Raw genomic sequence first — 17,471 nt, 5'->3', positions numbered from 1 at the left:
CATCCGGCTGTACAGAAGCCTCATCGATGCTCCGCGTCAATTTGCAGTGTGCGGTCCACTGCCAGCAGCCTCACTGGATCGGTCTTCTTCCACTGTGATTTCGGCACGAGCACGGACCATTCGGTGTTGGCCGTATTGTGGAAGAACGCCGCCACGCCTACGTAGTTCACTGCGTCGCCGATCGGCTCCGAGATCTTCAGCGTCTGCCCGGGCCCCAGCGTCACGTCCCGGCTCCAGAGCGTCGCGGCCTTCAGCGCCTCGTTGCCCGCGAGCAGTTGCGCGTAGGTCGCTGTGACGAAAGGCTTGTCGTCCTTCAACTGGTAGATGCGCAGCACAACCGGAAGTGACGCGCCACGCACATCCTCGTTCAGTGCGCCGCGTGCCGTCACCACGAGGTTCATCTGTTTGACCTTCGTCTCGAACACCGCGCGTGTGACATCCACGGTGCCGTCCTTCACCGACTGCCAGGTCCCGCACGCCGAGACGGCCAGCGCGAGGCCCACGCCGAGCGCACCCCGCAAAATCCAGACACTCATCACAAAGGTGCTCCCTCGAAGTCGATGCGAGGATAGACCGTCTCCTTGCCACCGATGCTCAGTACCAGTTGCATGGAAACATGAAGGCTCGCGTAGCGCCCCAGAAAGTGATTGAGCACTTCGCCGAATAGCGCAGCGTCGCCCGGCCCGTCGAACGCGGTCGGATCGAGTTCGACATATGCGCACGCAATACGTTGTACGTATGCCCGCTCCACCTTCTGCTTCTCGGAGAAACGGACGTCCCTGATCGCGTCGATACGACGCGAGACCCCGTCGTCTGGCGTCCAGTCGTAGAGTTCCAGCGTCTCACGCAGCGCCGGTGCGCCCTCCATATGGATCCGGTTCAGTTCGTTCGCGCCACCCGCCGTAAAGTGCCCCAATACGCGCCAGTCGTAGCCCGGGTAATAGCGCGGCGGATAGAGCGGCATGGACGGTGCCGTGAGGTTGCGCACCGATGCAATCCCGGTGAAGTCCGATACGGTTTCAGTGATCGTCGCCTCGGCCAGCGCCATGCGCGGGAGACGCCCGTTATTGGCGAGCGCGCGTACCGTCAGGTAGCGGTCCGGATCGGGACGGTCCTCGTCGTTCTCTGCGTGCCGGTACGTTCCGGCCCATAGCTGCCCCGCCAGCGTGACCCAGAGTTCCCGCCCAAGCGGACCGAAACGCGTCGACGTATGGAAGTAGCGCTCAGGCTTTTCGTGACGCAACGCCCAGCCACGATGCCGGAAACTCGTAAACGCCCGGTAGTCGTGCCGTGCGCTGTCCTCCGGGTCGGCGGCGATCACCGCGAGTACATCGTACGGCTCGACATGAGAGGCGATGCCAGGCTGTACGCGGATGCAGTGCTCCCTGTCGTGCCAGCCGACAGGTTCCAACGGCAACGCATCGACCTCAAACAGGTTGATGACAGGCGTGCAGAACAGGCGGAAATTCTCGCGGCTGACGGGATAGTCGCCAGGCATCCGGGCATCGAGTTCAATCTCGAAGGTCATCTGCGCTTCACCCGCCGGCAGCGCCGCAGCATCGAACCCGCACAGGTCGACGAAGTGGAACTTTTGCGGGAACACAAAATACTCCAGCATCGTCTGCTCGCGGTCCAGTTGCCCGTCGCGCTTCGCGTCTGTGACTGGCCATAGCCGCGTCGACGGGCCGAAGCCTGCCGCCTCGACATGCACCCCGTCCAGCGGCTGCAAGGCGCCGTCCCGTACTGACGGCAGACGCAGCCCGATTGACGCAACCTGGCGCGTCAGCGCCGCGTATAGCGTAGCCGCAGCGGGCCGGTCGCCATGCAGGTACAGGCGGATACGCGACAGGTCCATGCGCTCGCGCTGCTCCCCGAGCCAGAGACCAAACGTCAGGCGGATCACCGTACGCCCGTCGGCACGTACGGCGACGACCGCATCCTCTACCGAGAGCGGTAACAGCTCGACGGGCTGCGTCGTCCGGTACACGCACTGAACCTTATCGGGACCGACGGGCGTTGAGCGTACGACGGCTCCGGCGGGGATCGGCACCGCAGTTGCGCCCGTTCGGTTCAGCGGCGTGCATTCGATGATCGACAGCGACGGCATAGCGCGCGCCGCGTGCTCATAGAGGTTATCGAGCAGCGCGTCGGTCACCTCGGGCATGCCGTCGTCGAGCTTCATGCGTAGCCGCGCCGAGAGAAATGCAAAGGCTTCGTTCACCGCGCGCACAGCCCCCTCAGGTTCGCCGTAGAGCATCCCCATGCGACGCGCGGCGTCAGGCTGCGCCTGCGCAAACTCGCGGCCTGCCTCGCGCAGGTAGCGCATCTCTTCGTCGTAGTACCTGAGGAACGGATTCTCGTGCTCAGTCGGGTTTTTCTTCCAGGGTGCGGTCATGGTTGCAATTCCGGTGGCAGGGGAGGAAGCATCGGTGCGGCACCAGCCTTGCCGACAACAAAAATCCTTTCGGGCATCTGGAAGCCGCGCAGCTTCAGCAGTTCGAGCGGACCGGCTCCGACCTGGGTGCGCAGCACGTAGCGCAACGGGTCGCCATTTGCGTCGTTCCACGTGAGCTGGTAGCGGGTACTGTCGAGCTGCTTCACATCGGCTTTCGCGAGCAGGCGCAGGAATGCCCAGTCGCCCGTCGAATCGAACGCCTGCCTCAGGCCCGCGTTGAGTGTCTGCCACGTCAGACCCGCATGCCCGTTCAGCCCGTCGCCGGGCCAGGCCAGCGGCGTCCAGCTTTCCTGCTGGTTAAAGTAGACGATCTGCTTGCCGTCGACCGACAGTTCCGAGCGCGTCACGTCCCGCGTCGGCAAGGCCATCATCTCGAAGCGCTCGTTGGCATCGCCCTTTATGTAGAGTTGCGCGCCGACCGTCGAGAGCTGGCGCAGGCCTGCAAGGAACCTCGGATCGAACTGGAGTGCCTGTGGTGCCAGTTCGTTCGGTGTCCAGTGATCGCCTTCGAGCTTGAGTACGCCCGCGAGTTGCGTCGAGATGAAACGGGCGACCAGGCCGGTGTCGGGACGCACGAAGCGGCCGAGTTCGGCGAAAGACGCATCAGCCTGTGTGTCGAAAAACGGATAGCGTCCGTTCATCGTGGCATTGAACGGTGCGGCGACGCTCGCGCGCCACGCCTCGTTCAGGCTGGCCGCCGCCGGTTGCAGGATCGTCTGCCACGCGGCTTCGAGCGGCTGCGCAAACGCCGCGTTGCCAAAGCCTGCCCATGCGGAGCCGAGACTTGCGGCTGTCAGCGCCGCGTCATCGCGCGCCTGCGACAGCTCCGAGAGCTTGCCCTGGAAGACCGCCTGCGCGAGCGAGCGCGCCATCGCCTGTGCGTCGGGACTGCCTGCGATCTGCTGCAGCTTCAGTCGCATCGTGGTGACCGCCGTCAGATAGCGCGACAGGCTGACGCCGCTGAGCGCAACATTCGCCGACGCGCCCGCCTTGCTGTTTGCGCCGTTCGTCGCCGCAACACCGGTCTCACCCATCAGCGCGAGCAGCGGACCGAATGATTTGTCCAGCGGACTGACGGTCGGTCTCTGCACGTCGTCGTCGTTGCCGATCAGACTTTGCGCCTTACGCACCAGCGTGTCGGTCAGCGCCTGCGACGGCCGTCCCGCCTGCGCCTGATACTGCACTGACTTCATCAGCGCGATCAGCGGCGAGGTCTGCGCGTCGGCGAGACGGGTGAGCTGGTCGATCGCGCCGTTCAGATTGGATGCCGGCTGCCACTGGAGGCTGTTGAGCATGGTCTGCCAGGCCGCTGTGTATTCCGCGAAATAGCGCGCGGTGAGGCGCTGCTTCAGTTGCTCCGCCGCGCGCTTTTCGTCGATCGCGGCATCGGTGTGGACCGCACCCTGTGCGAGCGTATTGCCGATGGTCTGCGATGGCTGCGCGCCGGTCAGCACCCAGTCGCCGCTGACGCGTCGCTCGCGTGCCGCCCTGTCGATCGCGTCCGCAATCATGCCGTCCCATGCGGCCCGCGTGTAGATGCCTACCGTCTGGGACGTATTGAAAAGGCCCTGCGCGTCCGCACCGTTGAGCAACGTCTGGAGTGATGCGTCCGCGTACTTGCCTCTGACCTCGTCGAGGATGCTCCGGTACATCGTGTCGTCGGCCGATGCGAGGCCCATCTGCGTCACCAGCACGTTGCGCGTCGCGCTCACGAGGCTCGGGTCGGGTGCGATGCGCCATTCGGGGTGGGCCTTCAGGTGATCGGCGTAAAACGCAGCGAGTCGGCGGCCCGTGTCGTCGCGCTCGCCCTCGGCCATGTCCACCGGGCGTCGCCACAACGCGACAAGCGAGCGGCGCAGAAATGCGGCGTCGGCGCGGGCAGGGTCCCCAAGCATCAGGTAGGTTTTGAGCGCGTTGTAGGTGCTGCCGCGCGTGTCCTGCGATTGCAGTGCGTCGGCGCGGGCCTCGCCTGCGGCCTTTAGCAGGTCCGTGATCGTTCGCACCACGGGCTCCTGCAGGTTATGCGTCGCGGCGATCCGGTACGACTGCCAGAGCGCCGCAAGGATGTCGTCGTTGCGCGAAAGACCCGCGCGCAGGTACCACGGCGCGCCGTGCTGCTGGCGGTATTCGAGCCGTTCCATCAGTTGCTGGAGCGCGAGCTGGGCGCGCCAGGAGTCAGCGGTTTGCGGCTTCGTCTCAACAGCGGTTTGCGCTGTCTGATTTGCTTCGCGTGCTAGCTGCTGGTTGCCGACGAAGGAGACCGTCATCCACACGCACCAGACAATCGCCGCGGCTATGACGAGCATCGCGAGCGCGTTACGCCAGTAGAAGCCGACGCGCCGCCCCCGGTAGTTAGACGATCCGCCCGCGATCTCGCGCCATACCGGCAGCAACGCGGCGGGCTGTGCGCGCATGTCCGTTACTGCTGGCGGCGCGTCGACAGGCTCGCCAGGCGTCCCGTCGCCGTTGGTAACCGGTACAGGTACGACGGTCGCCCCCGGAAAAACCGGCGCGAACATGACGCCCGCGAGCGACGCGCGCAGCCAGTGCGACGCAGCCAGCCCCCGCAGGCCATCGACGATGCGCTCACCATGGTCGCCGACATACTTCGAGATTTCCATCAGCCAGGTCACCCGGAGGTTATTCCGGGTGCAAAGGTGTACGCCCGCGTCCGCAGACCGCTGCTCGACCTCGTGCAGCAGATCCGGCAACCTGGCGGCGGCTTCCTGTGCCTGCCTGCGCGAATCGTTCGGCATGAGGGTGCCGACCGCGTCGAAGCGTTCGGACGGGCTACCCTTCGCCTCAACCGGGTGCAGGAACGAAACGGGCGCGGCCCAGCCGAGCGCGGTAGCGATGCCCGAGAGTTTGCGGGGCAGTTCGGTATCCCTGTCGTCCGCGCGCGCGACGTGCACGACGCCATCGACCGGGTAGCGGCGGCGCAGCCGACGGACCTGGCCCAGCCACTTCGCCGCCTCGATGCCGTCCGGCGACGCATGCACGAGAATGGTTTCGGCCACGTGCATGACGCCCGCCTGCCTGAGACCGGGCGCGACCTGATCGACGCGTTCATCCGTACCGTTCACCAGCAGCCAGCGCAGGCGGTGCCGCCAGAACCAGCCGTGCGAGACGCGCAGTTCCTCGTACACGCGCTGCAGCCGCGCATCGCGCCTGAACGGCTTGGCTGCCTTCGTGTGATCGCCGGTTTCCCGGTGAAAGAGGCGTCCCGCAAAGGCGTAAGCGCCGGTTGCGAACAGGACGAGGTGAGCGACGACGACGACCGCGAAAGTTACGAGAATGGCGATAATCGCTTTGAGCCGCGACTCGGCTGTGGTTACTCCAACTATGTCGCCGCGCAGCGATACGATGCCGATCGCAAGCAGGGCGACGACCAGGGCTGCGACGGGTAGCCCCCAGATCGCCAGACGGCCCGATGGCGCGGATACCTCCGTCGTGGTTGTGGGCTCAAGCGAGCGCAGGGTAAGCCTGGGGTCTGTCATCAGTATTCCGGTTGATATCTGTTGTTGCAGGAGTTACGTACAGGAGCGCGGACTGTACGCCGTCGATGATGAGTTGCGGGCCGTCTGCCGCGCCCGATTCGATGGCCGCTGCAATGGAGAGCCAGCCGTTGCCGTCGCCAAGGTCGCCGACGATACGGTCGGGCCGCCGCTGCGCTCCGTCTTTCGCAATGGCATCCATGTGGGCCTCGCGCAGCGCCTTGTCGCATCCGTCTACAGGACGGGTTATCCACGCGCGTACGATTGCGGCAAAGTCAGCCTTGCCCCATACCGCAGCATTCGCGAAACCGTATTCGACTTCGTCTGCGAGCCCGGCGACGGGCCGGTGCAGTAGCGCGGCGACCTTGACCGTTTCCGGTCGCCGGAAGTATCCCGCCGTCAGGAGCACGGCGATGCATCCCTCTGCGCTGCCCTCGGGCGGACCAGCCTCATGCCATGCGGTCGTCACGACTAGCAGCGGGCGCGTCTCCTTCGCGTCGAGCCACGCATCAGCGACGATCAACCCGTCCGAAGCTGGTACCGACTGGACCGCGAGTGGCGGCAGGCCCGCGATGTGTAGCGCCTCGATCACCCGCGCGACGTCGGCCTGCTCCCTGCCCGGCGCGGCCAGCACGCGGACCTGCGGCCACCAGACCCGCTCATAGCTTGTCAGGGCGAGCAGACCCGGCTTCAGTGGCTCAAGCGCTTGGGCAATCTTGAGCGTCAGCAGCGAAACCTGCTTCGTCGTCTGTTCCGTCTCAATGCTTTCTTCACCTAACTCAGGACTGACCGTAGCGGGCTCGTCAAGCATCCAGTTCGCGTCCTCGAAGCGGGCGTGAAAGACGCGTTCCGAACCGGTACGCGGTATCTGCGCAGCGGGCAGGCGTTTCCCGGCGGCAATCGCATCCGCAAGCGTCTGTTCGCCAAGCGGTAAACAGCACCCGACGCCGAGCACCTGAAGCGGCTTCTGCGCCGTGCGTAGTCGCGCCGTCAGCCACCGGCTACGATGATGGTTGCGCCAGTGCGCCCGGTACCAGAGACCCTCGTAGCCGGCGCGCTCGATAGCCAACAGGATCAGGAACGTACCGTTAGGACCACCGACGAAGCAGAACCAGAACCATGCTCCGCTCGCGGGTTGTCCCTTCGGCCAGAGCAGCATGGCAATGGCACCGCCGAATACGTTGCAAGCGAGCCAGATGCAGAACCACCACGGCCAGAACCGGGGGCGGCGCGGGTAGGCGCTAGGGCGTCCCGCTAAAGAAAGGTCGACCGGCATTACTCGATATTGACGTTCTGAAGCGACGAGATCAGCCGGCAACCGCACGCGCAGCGATAATGATGGAAGGCGACCTCCTTGCCATCGCGGTCGGGAAACCGCGCGTAACCTTCGTCTATGACGGTCGGGCCGTGCTGGTTGCAGATAGCCGTGTCACCCTTTCGGGCGAGCGGGCGGCCCATGAAGTTGGTCCAGGGCGAGCCGCCCGCGACTTCGCCGCCGTGTTCGAGTTTGTCGCCTTTACGGATGGGCGATTTCATATTCACGTTACCAATTTTGCGAGTGGATGATTTCTACTTGAGAGGCGACAAACGAGTGGCGCATACCTTGGGGATATTTTGATCCCAAAATGTACTAAAAAGGCGGTGCCCTTTTTTGTCAACCTTCAGATTGACAAACTCATCCCCACACAGCGGCGCTGGACTTCGCTCCACAAATTTCTTCGTCGATGGAGAAAACGTAAAAACCCTGTAAACTGAATACGTTCCCATCCCATCGTCTACATGCCACACCGCAAATCCAAGGTGACCACTAAAATCATAGTCATTAACATCTACATATATAGGCTTTTCGGTATCAACATCTACCCGTTCTCGATTATTTTTGCCGCCATAATTTACTTGCCAGGTCAAGGCATCCCCTTCGGTTTAATTACTGCCTTGGCCCCATTGGCAGGCGAAAAAATATGCGCATCTTCAGCCGCGCTTACCGAGAGCGAAATAAGCGACAAAGTTAAAATAAAAAATCCAATCATCTTCATTAACTACTCCGGCCTAAGCATGGATGCTACGATTGCATTTTTCGGGTGAGGAGGGGCAATTGAAATTGCTTCGGACACGTCTGTCCCATCGCCCAATATTCTTAGCATATACGCCGAATATGCTTGTCTTTCGTAATATCCGTTACCTCCTCCGTTGACTAGGCGATTTATAAAGCCGACATCCGATGCCGAATAATCCTTATCAGCGATCCTGCTAATGCTTGATCCTTGGGAGAAGGCTTTCGAAACCCAATAAAATCCGCCAGAATCGCAGGCGTACTCAGGATTCTCCGCAATAATATCTGGATCATAACGGGGGAACCAAAGCATCAATTGCCCACCATCACTCGGATTTGATGAATAGTGACGCGACGTTGTCGTAATGCGATGAGCTACACCCGCCAATCTCTCAATATAAGAGCCGCTATTATTGCTAGGGATAGACCGATAATTTCCGTATGCCTCAAAATTGCCGGCCCATGTAAGCTGCATAATCCCATGACCATAAAATGGACCGTAGAATTCGGTTGCGGGATTGGCCGCTGAATATTGGCCAAACCCCCATTCGTGCATAAGGCGCCTTGTGCCACCAAGATTACGCCACTGAGCAGTCTCCAAAAGGACTTGAGCTAAAAACATAGCGATACGCTTCGGGTTACTCCCAAGATACTTTCTAAAACAGCTATTTAGTGAAACTACGTGATTCTGGATACGCTGGCGCGCAATTGCCGCCGTCACCCTAAAAGTATCGTTATCCGTAGTGATGGCTCTCCGAGGACTACCACTTTGCGTATAGAACGGATAGCGAGGAAACGTAGCGGCCACCTCGTCTCGGGTCAGCCACCCACACTTCCTGAAATGCCGGACAAACGCTAGTGGATGGAAGAACCAGAGCTTTTGCCCGGCGGGCAAGCCGGTCGTATCCCAGAACTGGATTTCCTTGAGGTAATTGAGGAACTTGTTGTAGCCCTGCTCGTTGCCGTGATAGAAACCGCCCTTGTCGAGCAGCTTCGCGTAGCGCGTCTGATTGTTCGTGCTATCCCATTCACTGGGGGCGTTGCAAATGAATCCGCGCAGCGCCTGGCGAACACCATCGTGACCCTTGACGTAGCCTGAAAGCGCGTCCGCCTTCTGCACTTCTGTCGTTTCCGCCGAGACCGTTGGCTGTTCGCTGGCCGCAGCATCCTTGACCAGTTTCTTGAGCGCGTCGATATCGCACAAGCCGTCGCTGCTGAAGGGCATATTACCGTCACTGAGCTTTTGCCAGCCCATGAGCGACGGGAAATCCGCGTCGGACAGCTTCTTGATCGCCGCGTTGTTGATATTGATATAGCCTTGCTTTCCCGCAGCGTAGGTCACTTGCACCCACGTCGCACAGGCCGCCCCGGAGAGGGTCGCGGGCGTCGAGAGGATGCGCCCAAAGCGCAGCATCTCGTAGCCGTCGCTCGGACAGGTGCCGTAGAGCGCGGTCGCGCGGCGATAAAGATCGTATTCGTAATCGGCCTCGCACACCGGCTGCTCCGTCAGCAGCGTGCGCGAACCGTCCGCCTCAACGCTCCAGACGTTGGTGTATTTCGCTCCCTTGCTGAAGTACGTCTCGACGACGAGCGGCGGCGTATTCGTCCCCGTCTGCCGCGTCTCGAACTTGATACCGTGCAACGTGTTGTGTGCGTCAGTTCCCGGAGGGAGCGCGTAGAACTGCTGCCCCGCAGGGATCGTATACCAGGTATGGCCCCAGCAGTCCGAACTCGTCGGCGCGTCCGGCGCGGCGTTACCGAGTTGCGTATGACCGAAATACGCATCGAAATCGCACGGCGTCATGAAGATCTCGAAGTGCGTGTAGGTTACGCCGTCGTAACGCCCGAGAAATCCGATGACGTCCTTGCGCCGTACCGTATTGTTGCCGCCACGCATCGCTGGTTCCACCGCACCCTGGGCAACCTGGCCAGTAGGCTTGCGCAGGAACTCGGGCAGCCGTCTCCCGTCGTGCCCGAATGACTGATACTCGGCGAGCGGCAGGAGGTGCATGTAAAGCGAGTAGAACGTCAGCTTGCGTCCGTCGCCCGTTTCGGTCGAATGCCTGAGCAGGACGAAGCCTGCGTTCCCATTGCCCGAGTCCATCGCGTGCTGGCAGACCCGGTATGCGACGACCTCGCCGTCGGCGATGGCATAGACAGGACCATGCACGTCGGGCGCGAGATGGGCGCCACAGTGCCAGCGCCGGTCGAACGCGATCGGATAGATGCCGTGTGCGAGTTCGAACTTGTCGACCGCGTCCATCATGGGGTCGGGCCTCGATCCGTCGGTAGAAGTGAGGCCGGATTCAGGCAGAAACGGAGGGCTGATAATCATGGCGTGTTAGTTGGTATGGGAGTACCGCTCATTGAGCGTTAGGTCGCTTTTCGGCAGGACAGGTAGGACGGCTGGGACGTTGTCGGGTCCGACAAACGTGAACGAGCCGGCCTTGATGGTGTATGCGCCGGGGCAGTAAAACGTGATGTTGCCGCCCTCCATGACAACCGAGGCCCCGCCGCAGTTGAGCGTGATCTTCGACCTCGCCGACACCTGGACGTCCGCGCTCTCGCTGGCGACACGCAACTGCTTCTGCGCGAACAGATCCATGCCGTCAGTGAGCGCCGCCGCCGTAAACTTCCCCTTCGCCGCCGTGAGGCTGAGACCAAGCTTGTGCGCGCACAAGGAAATCAGATCACCCGCCACCATGCGCAGTCGCTTCACGACGCTGACGTCCATGTCCTGGCCTGCGGTAACGATCACGTTCTGCCCCGCCGAGTGCTGGGCCGATTTCGGCGTGACGAACGCCATGCCGCCTGGGGCGCTGGCGAGTAGCCCCGCGTCGCGAAGCTGGTTCAGCCCGTCGAGGAGCGCCGCCTGCGTGGCCCGGTCGGCAGGGTCGGCCCCAGCCTGCGCCGTCGCCGCCGCAAGGTCCGTTACACGCTGCAATGCCGCCTTGAGTTGCGCGACGGCTGCGGGCATCTCAAGGTGCGGCGTATCGGCTGCGGCCGCCGCATCCGCCGAGAGGAACAGTCCCTTCGCCGCGCGCATCGTGCCCCAACCCTGGGTCGTCATTTCGGACCCTTCACCCCGCAGGAGCTTTTTGCTGTTGAGCAGATAACCGAGATTGACGACCGACTGGCTGTACACCGTCGCGATCCGCGCGCTTTCCTTGCCCTGCAGATCGTTAAAAATGACCTCGGCCCCCAGCAGCGGCGAGCGCCAGATGGCATAGCTAAACAGCGACTGGTCTCCACGCACCACGTCCGGGTGGGCGTAGTCGTGCATGGCCCCCGCTATGTAGATGCGGTCCACGTCGCGATTTTCGGCGTCGAGCAGGACCTCGGTCCCCGGCAGCAGGGGCGAATGGAAGCCGCCCTGGTAGGACGATGACGGACGCAGCAGGCGCAGCTTCAGCAGCTTGTTGTCGGTGTTGCCCGAGTCCTGCAGGAACTTCGGCAGCACGCTATAACGCCCGTGGTCGTCCATGTCGCCGTAGGGGGCGGAGTCGCTCGTCGTGACCACGCCCACGGCGGGACCAGGCAGAAAACGCCAGTCCCGCTCAAAGTCAAACCTCGGCCGGTAGGTCAGGTTCGCCGGCATCGCCTTGAAGCGCGTATAGGCCGGCTTGGTGCGGCTGCCCTTCATCTTGAACGAAGTGATCACGAAGCCGTATTCGGCGCTCGGCATCTTCGCATTGGTGAGCTTCATTACCACGCCCGCCGCGATGCCCTTGGCGTCGGTCCTGCCCGCCAGCGTCGCCTGACGCGCGATCTGCTCATCGCGCCGCGTCTGCGCGAATGCTTCGCCCTGCGCTGGCGTCAGATGGCCTTCGACGCTGCGACTGATCTGCCCGAACGACGAGCGGTCATCCGTTTCGATGGAGACATTCGCCGTGGCGCGAAGGGGATCGTCCGGCGTGCAGTAGTTGCGCTCCCACAGTTCGATGGTGGCCGGCACCAGCGCACGCTGCTCATGCACGGCCTGGGCCGCTTCGTGCCAGCTCGCGTGCAGGCCCGAGGCATCCAGCAGCGGCACGTCGACCGAGCGGATATAGGCGCGCGGATTGTTGGCGAACACGATGGTGTCGAGCTTGCCATCCTTGCCGCGTCCCTGCTTGTAAAACCAGAAAACGCCGAGGCGGCGGCAATGGCGGGCGATGAAATTCCAGAGCGACTCCTCCAGCATCACCACCTGCTCCATCTTCTCCTGCAGCCCTTCGATCTGGAATTCGACATCGAAGGCATCGAAATTCTTGCGGTCGACCAGCGCCTGGGTGATCAGCTCCTGCAAAGTCACATCTTTAAATGTGTCGCTTTTGATGATGCGTTTGCAGAGGGCCACAAAGCGCGGCTCGATGAGCAGCCGGTACGCGGACTCGTCGCGGCTCGTGCGGATGCGCTTCCAGCTCGTCACCACGCCGTTGAAGGTGGCGGCGTCGTGACTGACGGGCTGCACGTAGCTCACCGAGGGCACCGCCGCCTGCTCGTCGATCTGCAGGCCCGCGCGACGGCCCACATACTGCTTTCCGTCGATCTCCAGCCGTGGCGACGTAACCGTGACGTCGACGCGGTAGTCCTTGCAGAAGCCGCCGCTGGCCTTGAAATCGAGCACGTCGAGGTCATGGGGCTGGGAGCCGATCCAGATCCTGAGGTGCTGGGTCAGGCGCGCGCTCGGGTGGCTGAGCGCGGCGGTAAAATTCTTCGTGACAGCATTCATCCACACATCCCTGTATGGTTAAAGAAACGAGGCACAACTGTTGCATCAGCAACCTTCAACCGAAAAAATCTAGGGCGGTACTCGCTGCCCGTCAATCACTCCACTCACCCTGTGCGAAATTGCCAACGATTTTGTGAATGATCGTTAAATCGGAATCCTTTGCTTTTTCGAGATGGAAATGCGTGATAAACGGGTGCAGCAACACCTAATGGCGAACGACGCATGCGAGTCGATCGCGCGCGGGAAACGGTCAGCGCTGCTGCTCGTGATAGCGCAGTGTGGTAGAGAGAAGCGTGGCGTCGCCGCGAGCGCGCGCCTCCAGAAGATCGGCGATGCGCTCAATCATGGCCAGCATCTCCTCGCGCGTTTCGTTCGGGTCGGGTCGGGTCGGGTCGGGTCGGGTCGGGTCGGGTCGGGTCGGGTCGGGTCGGGTCGGGAGGCACATGATTTATCTGATGGACGCGCGTGACAACATATGCAGACACAATATGCAACACGAATAAACGTCTGCTTCTCGCCGTGCAATCGAAAAAGGCGGCATCAAGCCGCCTTAATTGGATTGCGGTCCGGAATACCCTTGGCGTCGAGCGCCAGAACCGTGAACAGTTCATGATCGCAATTGTTCATGCGCCTGTAGTCCTCGCCGATATGGATCATGACCTCAAGCAGATTCCGCCGGTCGTGTCTTTCCTCAGGCGTTAAAGGATTCCTGAACAATGAAGTCGCAAGCGTAATCAGATGTTGAAGTTGCTGTCCCTGCCGTTCACAAAGATGGAAGGCAGCCAGCGCGAGACGTTCATACTGAAGCGCATCTACGGGGGGCGGGAAGAAGGCTGTTGCCTGGTAGCTTTGGTCATACGCGGACCGGGTTATGGGCTCGTTGGATCGAACGACACGTTTGGGTTCGCGTCGGCTTATGGGTTCAATAGCCACGGCGGCACTGCGACGGCATTCGGAAACAGTTATTCGATTGGCGACAAGTTCGTCAAGGCGCTGCTCTCGTCCAGCGACGGTCACGGGCTGCGATGCGACCTTCGCGGCCAGGGAGCCAGTGGTGGCGGCATATGCGTAGACGACGGCGGCAAACTGTACGACGTCATCCTCGTGCGGAGATAGGCACCAACTTACCATTCGCGCGGCATGGCGTCCTTGCTGAACGCGATTGACGCCAGCGAGCAAGATGTCGTTGCTACTCAATCGTGTCAAGTTGGATATTGAGATTCAATATCTCAGCATCGAGATCGACAGGGTGTTCGAGACGGCGACACAAACCGAGATTTGGGCCACTGTACGGGCCGTACAGTACGGACACCGTTAGGCCAGGAGTGGACGCCCGTATGCAGTGCTACAAAGCTGCCGTTCGAGCTTTCTCGGGTGACTGTTTGCGGGTGGGTCCTGGCACTTTTGCATAATCTCATCTGGCGCGGCTTTGCGGGGAATCGTGCGTAAGCTCAGAGCCCATTGCTCGATCCTCCATTACTGAAATTTTACGCACACTCAGTAACCGATACGGTTTTCAGTTTCCAGCTGAGCGCCAGGATCTAACGGATGTGCCACAAAGGCTGCCGCAACCAGTCTTTGACTCGCGCCGCCATATTTTAGTCAAAATCCCTCAACTGTTTTTTTAGTCATTGGATTCGCTCTCCCTTGCAACACGGGCCTGAGAGGGGATAGAAAAGTCCGTAACTTTAGGAATTTGAAGGAAGTCTGCTACGCTGCGCGCTTCACCACCCTCGCATTGAAACGATGGAAAGCCCTTTCAACGATCGCGGCGTGTCGGTCACGCGCAACGCCCTCTCATCCGCAGGTCAGGTCTTCCCGCTGCGCGATATCGTCGACGTGCGGGTCGTGACCGTGCAGAAGAACAAGGTCGTGCCGCTCGTGATCTCGGTGGCCGGGCTGCTCGGCGCAATCGTCGGAGGCGTGCTGCACTCGGCGTCGGGACTCGTATGCGGGGTGATGCTGATCGTGGTCGGTTGGCTTACCTGGGTGACCCAGGACATCACGCATCGGCTGATGGTCAAGACGGCCGACGGCGAGCGCGAAGCGCTGATGAGCACGGATCGCGAGTTCGTCGAACGCGTCGGCGAGGCAGTGCATCGGGCGAAGGCCGCGGCTGCCGCGCCGAAGGCTTGACGCGGGGCGACGATCGAACATGACGAAGCCGTGCGCGACGGATCAGCACCAGCCTCGCACGGCTTTCGATCTGCTTGCCCGCAAGCAACGACTACGTTGCCGTCATCTCGCGCTCAGTCGAGACTGAGCGGACTCACGCGCCAGATATTGCGCGCATACTCGCCGATCGTTCGATCCGACGAGAACTGCCCCATCCCCGCGACGTTCTCGATCGCGCTTTCGGCCCACGCGTGCTTGTCGACGAAACGCGCATCCACTTCGTTCTGCGCCTTCGCGAACGCGTCGAAATCGGCGAGCACCATATAGTGATCGCCCCAGTCGACCAGCGTGTGAAAGATATCCGAGAAGCGCAGCGGATCGTCCGGCGAAAAGTAGCCCGTGCGAATCTGATCGAGCGCGGTGCGCAGTGCTTCGTTTTCCTCGTAAATCCGCCGCGGCCGATAGCCGCTTGCGCGCAGGTCGTCCACCTCGTCGGCGGAGTGACCGAAGATAAAGATGTTCTCGCGCCCCACCGCGTCGCAGATCTCGATGTTCGCGCCGTCCATCGTGCCGATCGTCAATGCGCCATTGAGCGCGAGCTTCATGTTGCCGGTGCCCGACGCCTCGGTGCCGGCCATCGAGATCTGCTCCGACAGATCGGCCGCCGGAATGATCAGCTCGGCCACGCTGACGCCGTAGTTCGGCACGAACACGATCTTCAGCCTGGCGCCGATCAGCGGATCATGATTGACCTTCTCGCTGACGTCGCCGATCAGCTTGATGATCGTCTTGGCCATCCGGTACGCGGACGCGGCTTTGCCCGCGAACAGCACGACGCGCGGCACCCAGTCGCGCTCCGGATTCGCGCGAATCTCGTTGTAGCGTACGATCACGTGCAGCAAGTTCAGCAACTGGCGCTTGTATTCGTGAATGCGCTTGACCTGCAGATCGAACAGCGCGTCCGGATCGAAGTGCAGCTTCGTGTGATGCGCGAGCCGGTGCACGAGCCGCAGCTTGCTCTGTCGTTTGGCCTCGCGAAACGCTTCGACGAACTCGTCGTCCTTGCGCAGATTACGCAGCTGCTCGAGCTCGAACAGATTGCTGCGCCAGTGTGTGCCGATGCGCGCGTCGATCAGCGACGACAGCGACGGACTCGCCTGTGCGAGCCAGCGGCGCGGCGTGATGCCGTTGGTCACGTTGGTGAAGCGGTCCGGATAGATGCGCGCGAAGTCGGCGAAGATGTCGCGCGTCATCAGCTGCGAATGCAGCTTCGACACGCCGTTCACCTTGTGACTCGCGACGATCGCCAGATACGCCATGCGCACGCGCCGCTGCCCATATTCATCGACGAGCGAAATGCGGCGGATCATCTCGGCGTCGTGGCCCGAGTGCTCGCTGACGTGCTTCAGAAACTGTGCGTTGATTTCGAAGATGATCTCGAGATGCCGCGGCAGCAGGCGTGACAACATTTCGACATCCCATGTTTCGAGCGCCTCGGGCATCAGCGTGTGATTCGTGTACGAGAAGATCTGCGTCAAGTGTTTCCACGCCTTGTCCCACGGCACATGATGCTCGTCGACGAGCAGGCGCATCAGCTCGGGAATCGCGAGCACCGGGTGCGTGTCGTTCAGATGCACCGCGACCTTCTCCGAGAAGCGTCCGAACGTGCTGTGCGTGCGCTGATAGCGGCGGATCAGATCCTGCATCGTCGCCGACACGAAGAAGTACTCCTGGCGCAGCCGCAACTCGCGGCCCGCCGGCGTCGAATCGTCCGGATAGAGCAGCCGCGACACGTTCTCCGACATGTTCTTGGTGTCGACCGCGTTGCGGTAGTCGCCACGATTGAATGCGCCGAGGTCGAGTTCCTCGGTCGCGCGCGCGGACCATAGGCGCAGCGTGTTGGTTGCGTCGGTCGCGTAGCCGGGGATCACGGTGTCGTAGGCGGTCGCGTTCACATGCTCGGTGTCGATCCATTCGGTCTTGTCGCCGCGCTGCACGGTGCGGCCGCCGAAGTGCACCATGTACTTGATTTCGGGTCGCGGAAATTCCCATGGATTGCCGGCGCGCAGCCAATAGTCGGGCGCCTCGACCTGCTCGCCGTTGACGATTTCCTGACGGAACATGCCGTACTGGTAACGGATGCCGTAGCCGAAGCCCGGAATGCCGAGCGTCGCCATCGAGTCGAGAAAGCACGCGGCGAGCCGGCCGAGGCCGCCGTTGCCGAGCGCTGCGTCGGGTTCGAGATCGATCAGCGCGTCCATGTCGACGCCGAGGCTCGCGAGCGCCTCCTTCATCTGATCGTGAATGCCGAGCGCGAGTAGCGCGTTGGTAAAGGTCCTGCCAATCAGAAACTCCATCGACAGGTAGTAGACCCGCTTCACGTCCTGCTCGTATTGCAGGCGGGTGGTCTTCATCCAGCGTGCGACGAGCCGGTCGCGCACGGCCAGCGCGGCCGCGTGCAGCCAGTCGTGCGGGTGAGCGGTGACAGCGTCCTTGCCGACGCCGTACATCATGCGATTCGAAATTGAGCGCCGTAGCGCGTCGACGGTACTGTTGAGCTGGTCGAATTCCAGATCGACGGCTGTCATCGAAGCCTCCGGGAAGGTCGACATGGCAAACGCGAACCGCACGGGAGACGGA

The 17,471-nt window shown here is 61.9% G+C and carries 12 protein-coding genes; 1 reads left to right on the top strand and 11 read right to left on the bottom strand.

Annotation, left to right across the window (positions count from 1 at the left end; all coding sequences use genetic code 11):
- Nucleotides 1-20 precede the first annotated feature (20 nt).
- The 10 genes from tssJ to OKW39_RS39130 form a co-directional block, all read right to left on the bottom strand.
- Nucleotides 21-536, bottom strand: a complete 516-nt coding sequence (gene tssJ, locus OKW39_RS39175) for a type VI secretion system lipoprotein TssJ (protein WP_429336207.1) — start codon at nucleotides 534-536, stop codon at nucleotides 21-23.
- Nucleotides 536-2,395, bottom strand: a complete 1,860-nt coding sequence (gene tssF, locus OKW39_RS39170) for a type VI secretion system baseplate subunit TssF (RefSeq protein WP_429565093.1) — start codon at nucleotides 2,393-2,395, stop codon at nucleotides 536-538. Before tssF ends, tssJ begins: the two co-directional genes overlap by 1 nt.
- On the bottom strand, nucleotides 2,392-5,952 hold the full coding sequence (locus tag OKW39_RS39165; protein WP_429565092.1) for an ImcF-related family protein: 3,561 nt from the start codon (nucleotides 5,950-5,952) through the stop codon (nucleotides 2,392-2,394). Before OKW39_RS39165 ends, tssF begins: the two co-directional genes overlap by 4 nt.
- Nucleotides 5,918-7,108 carry a hypothetical protein gene (locus tag OKW39_RS39160; protein WP_429365158.1) on the bottom strand — a complete coding sequence of 397 codons (1,191 nt, stop codon included), beginning with the start codon at nucleotides 7,106-7,108 and terminating at the stop codon, nucleotides 5,918-5,920. The genes OKW39_RS39165 and OKW39_RS39160 overlap by 35 nt, the downstream gene beginning before the upstream one ends.
- A gap of 116 nt (nucleotides 7,109-7,224) precedes the next feature.
- On the bottom strand, nucleotides 7,225-7,485 hold the full coding sequence (locus tag OKW39_RS39155) for a PAAR domain-containing protein (protein WP_187614594.1): 261 nt from the start codon (nucleotides 7,483-7,485) through the stop codon (nucleotides 7,225-7,227).
- Nucleotides 7,486-7,518: 33 nt separating this feature from the next.
- Nucleotides 7,519-7,857 (bottom strand): hypothetical protein, encoded by a 339-nt coding sequence (locus OKW39_RS39150; RefSeq protein ID WP_429565091.1) that lies wholly within the window; start codon nucleotides 7,855-7,857, stop codon nucleotides 7,519-7,521.
- Nucleotides 7,854-7,985 carry a hypothetical protein gene (locus OKW39_RS39145; RefSeq protein ID WP_429565090.1) on the bottom strand — a complete coding sequence of 44 codons (132 nt, stop codon included), beginning with the start codon at nucleotides 7,983-7,985 and terminating at the stop codon, nucleotides 7,854-7,856. The genes OKW39_RS39150 and OKW39_RS39145 overlap by 4 nt, the downstream gene beginning before the upstream one ends.
- A gap of 3 nt (nucleotides 7,986-7,988) precedes the next feature.
- Nucleotides 7,989-10,268, bottom strand: coding sequence for a peptidase M23 (locus OKW39_RS39140; RefSeq protein ID WP_429565089.1), 2,280 nt, complete (start codon nucleotides 10,266-10,268; stop codon nucleotides 7,989-7,991).
- Between the two features lie 75 nt (nucleotides 10,269-10,343).
- Nucleotides 10,344-12,716, bottom strand: a complete 2,373-nt coding sequence (locus OKW39_RS39135) for a DUF2345 domain-containing protein (RefSeq protein WP_429565088.1) — start codon at nucleotides 12,714-12,716, stop codon at nucleotides 10,344-10,346.
- 540 nt (nucleotides 12,717-13,256) lie between these two features.
- A complete protein-coding gene (locus OKW39_RS39130; RefSeq protein ID WP_429365154.1) occupies nucleotides 13,257-13,913 on the bottom strand; it encodes a hypothetical protein in 657 nt (218 codons plus the stop codon).
- Between the two features lie 549 nt (nucleotides 13,914-14,462).
- Between OKW39_RS39130 and OKW39_RS39125 the strand changes: the two genes are divergently transcribed.
- Entirely contained in the window at nucleotides 14,463-14,852 is a 390-nt protein-coding gene (locus OKW39_RS39125; RefSeq protein WP_429565087.1) for a DUF6232 family protein, read from the top strand.
- A gap of 113 nt (nucleotides 14,853-14,965) precedes the next feature.
- Here the strand turns inward: OKW39_RS39125 and OKW39_RS39120 are convergent, their stop codons facing one another.
- Nucleotides 14,966-17,419: a glycogen/starch/alpha-glucan phosphorylase gene (locus OKW39_RS39120; protein ID WP_429565086.1), complete on the bottom strand. Its 2,454-nt coding sequence runs from the start codon at nucleotides 17,417-17,419 to the stop codon at nucleotides 14,966-14,968.
- Nucleotides 17,420-17,471 lie beyond the last annotated feature (52 nt).

Source organism: Paraburkholderia sp. MM6662-R1 (genome assembly GCF_050436245.1).
GTDB lineage: Bacteria > Pseudomonadota > Gammaproteobacteria > Burkholderiales > Burkholderiaceae > Paraburkholderia > Paraburkholderia tuberum.
This window is presented reverse-complemented; position numbering and strand designations above follow the sequence as displayed.

What these genes read in the sequence shown, in the direction of transcription:
- tssF (WP_429565093.1), bottom strand. Translation starts at nt 2,395, where the DNA reads ATGACCGCACCCTGGAAGAAAAACCCGACTGAGCACGAGAATCCGTTC.
- OKW39_RS39160 (WP_429365158.1), bottom strand. Translation starts at nt 7,108, where the DNA reads ATGCTGCTCTGGCCGAAGGGACAACCCGCGAGCGGAGCATGGTTCTGG.
- OKW39_RS39140 (WP_429565089.1), bottom strand. Translation starts at nt 10,268, where the DNA reads ATGATGGACGCGGTCGACAAGTTCGAACTCGCACACGGCATCTATCCG.
- OKW39_RS39120 (WP_429565086.1), bottom strand. Translation starts at nt 17,419, where the DNA reads ATGACAGCCGTCGATCTGGAATTCGACCAGCTCAACAGTACCGTCGAC.
- OKW39_RS39165 (WP_429565092.1), bottom strand. Translation starts at nt 5,952, where the DNA reads ATGACAGACCCCAGGCTTACCCTGCGCTCGCTTGAGCCCACAACCACG.
- tssJ (WP_429336207.1), bottom strand. Translation starts at nt 536, where the DNA reads ATGAGTGTCTGGATTTTGCGGGGTGCGCTCGGCGTGGGCCTCGCGCTG.
- OKW39_RS39125 (WP_429565087.1), top strand. Translation starts at nt 14,463, where the DNA reads ATGGAAAGCCCTTTCAACGATCGCGGCGTGTCGGTCACGCGCAACGCC.
- OKW39_RS39155 (WP_187614594.1), bottom strand. Translation starts at nt 7,485, where the DNA reads ATGAAATCGCCCATCCGTAAAGGCGACAAACTCGAACACGGCGGCGAA.
- OKW39_RS39145 (WP_429565090.1), bottom strand. Translation starts at nt 7,985, where the DNA reads ATGAAGATGATTGGATTTTTTATTTTAACTTTGTCGCTTATTTCGCTC.
- OKW39_RS39135 (WP_429565088.1), bottom strand. Translation starts at nt 12,716, where the DNA reads ATGAATGCTGTCACGAAGAATTTTACCGCCGCGCTCAGCCACCCGAGC.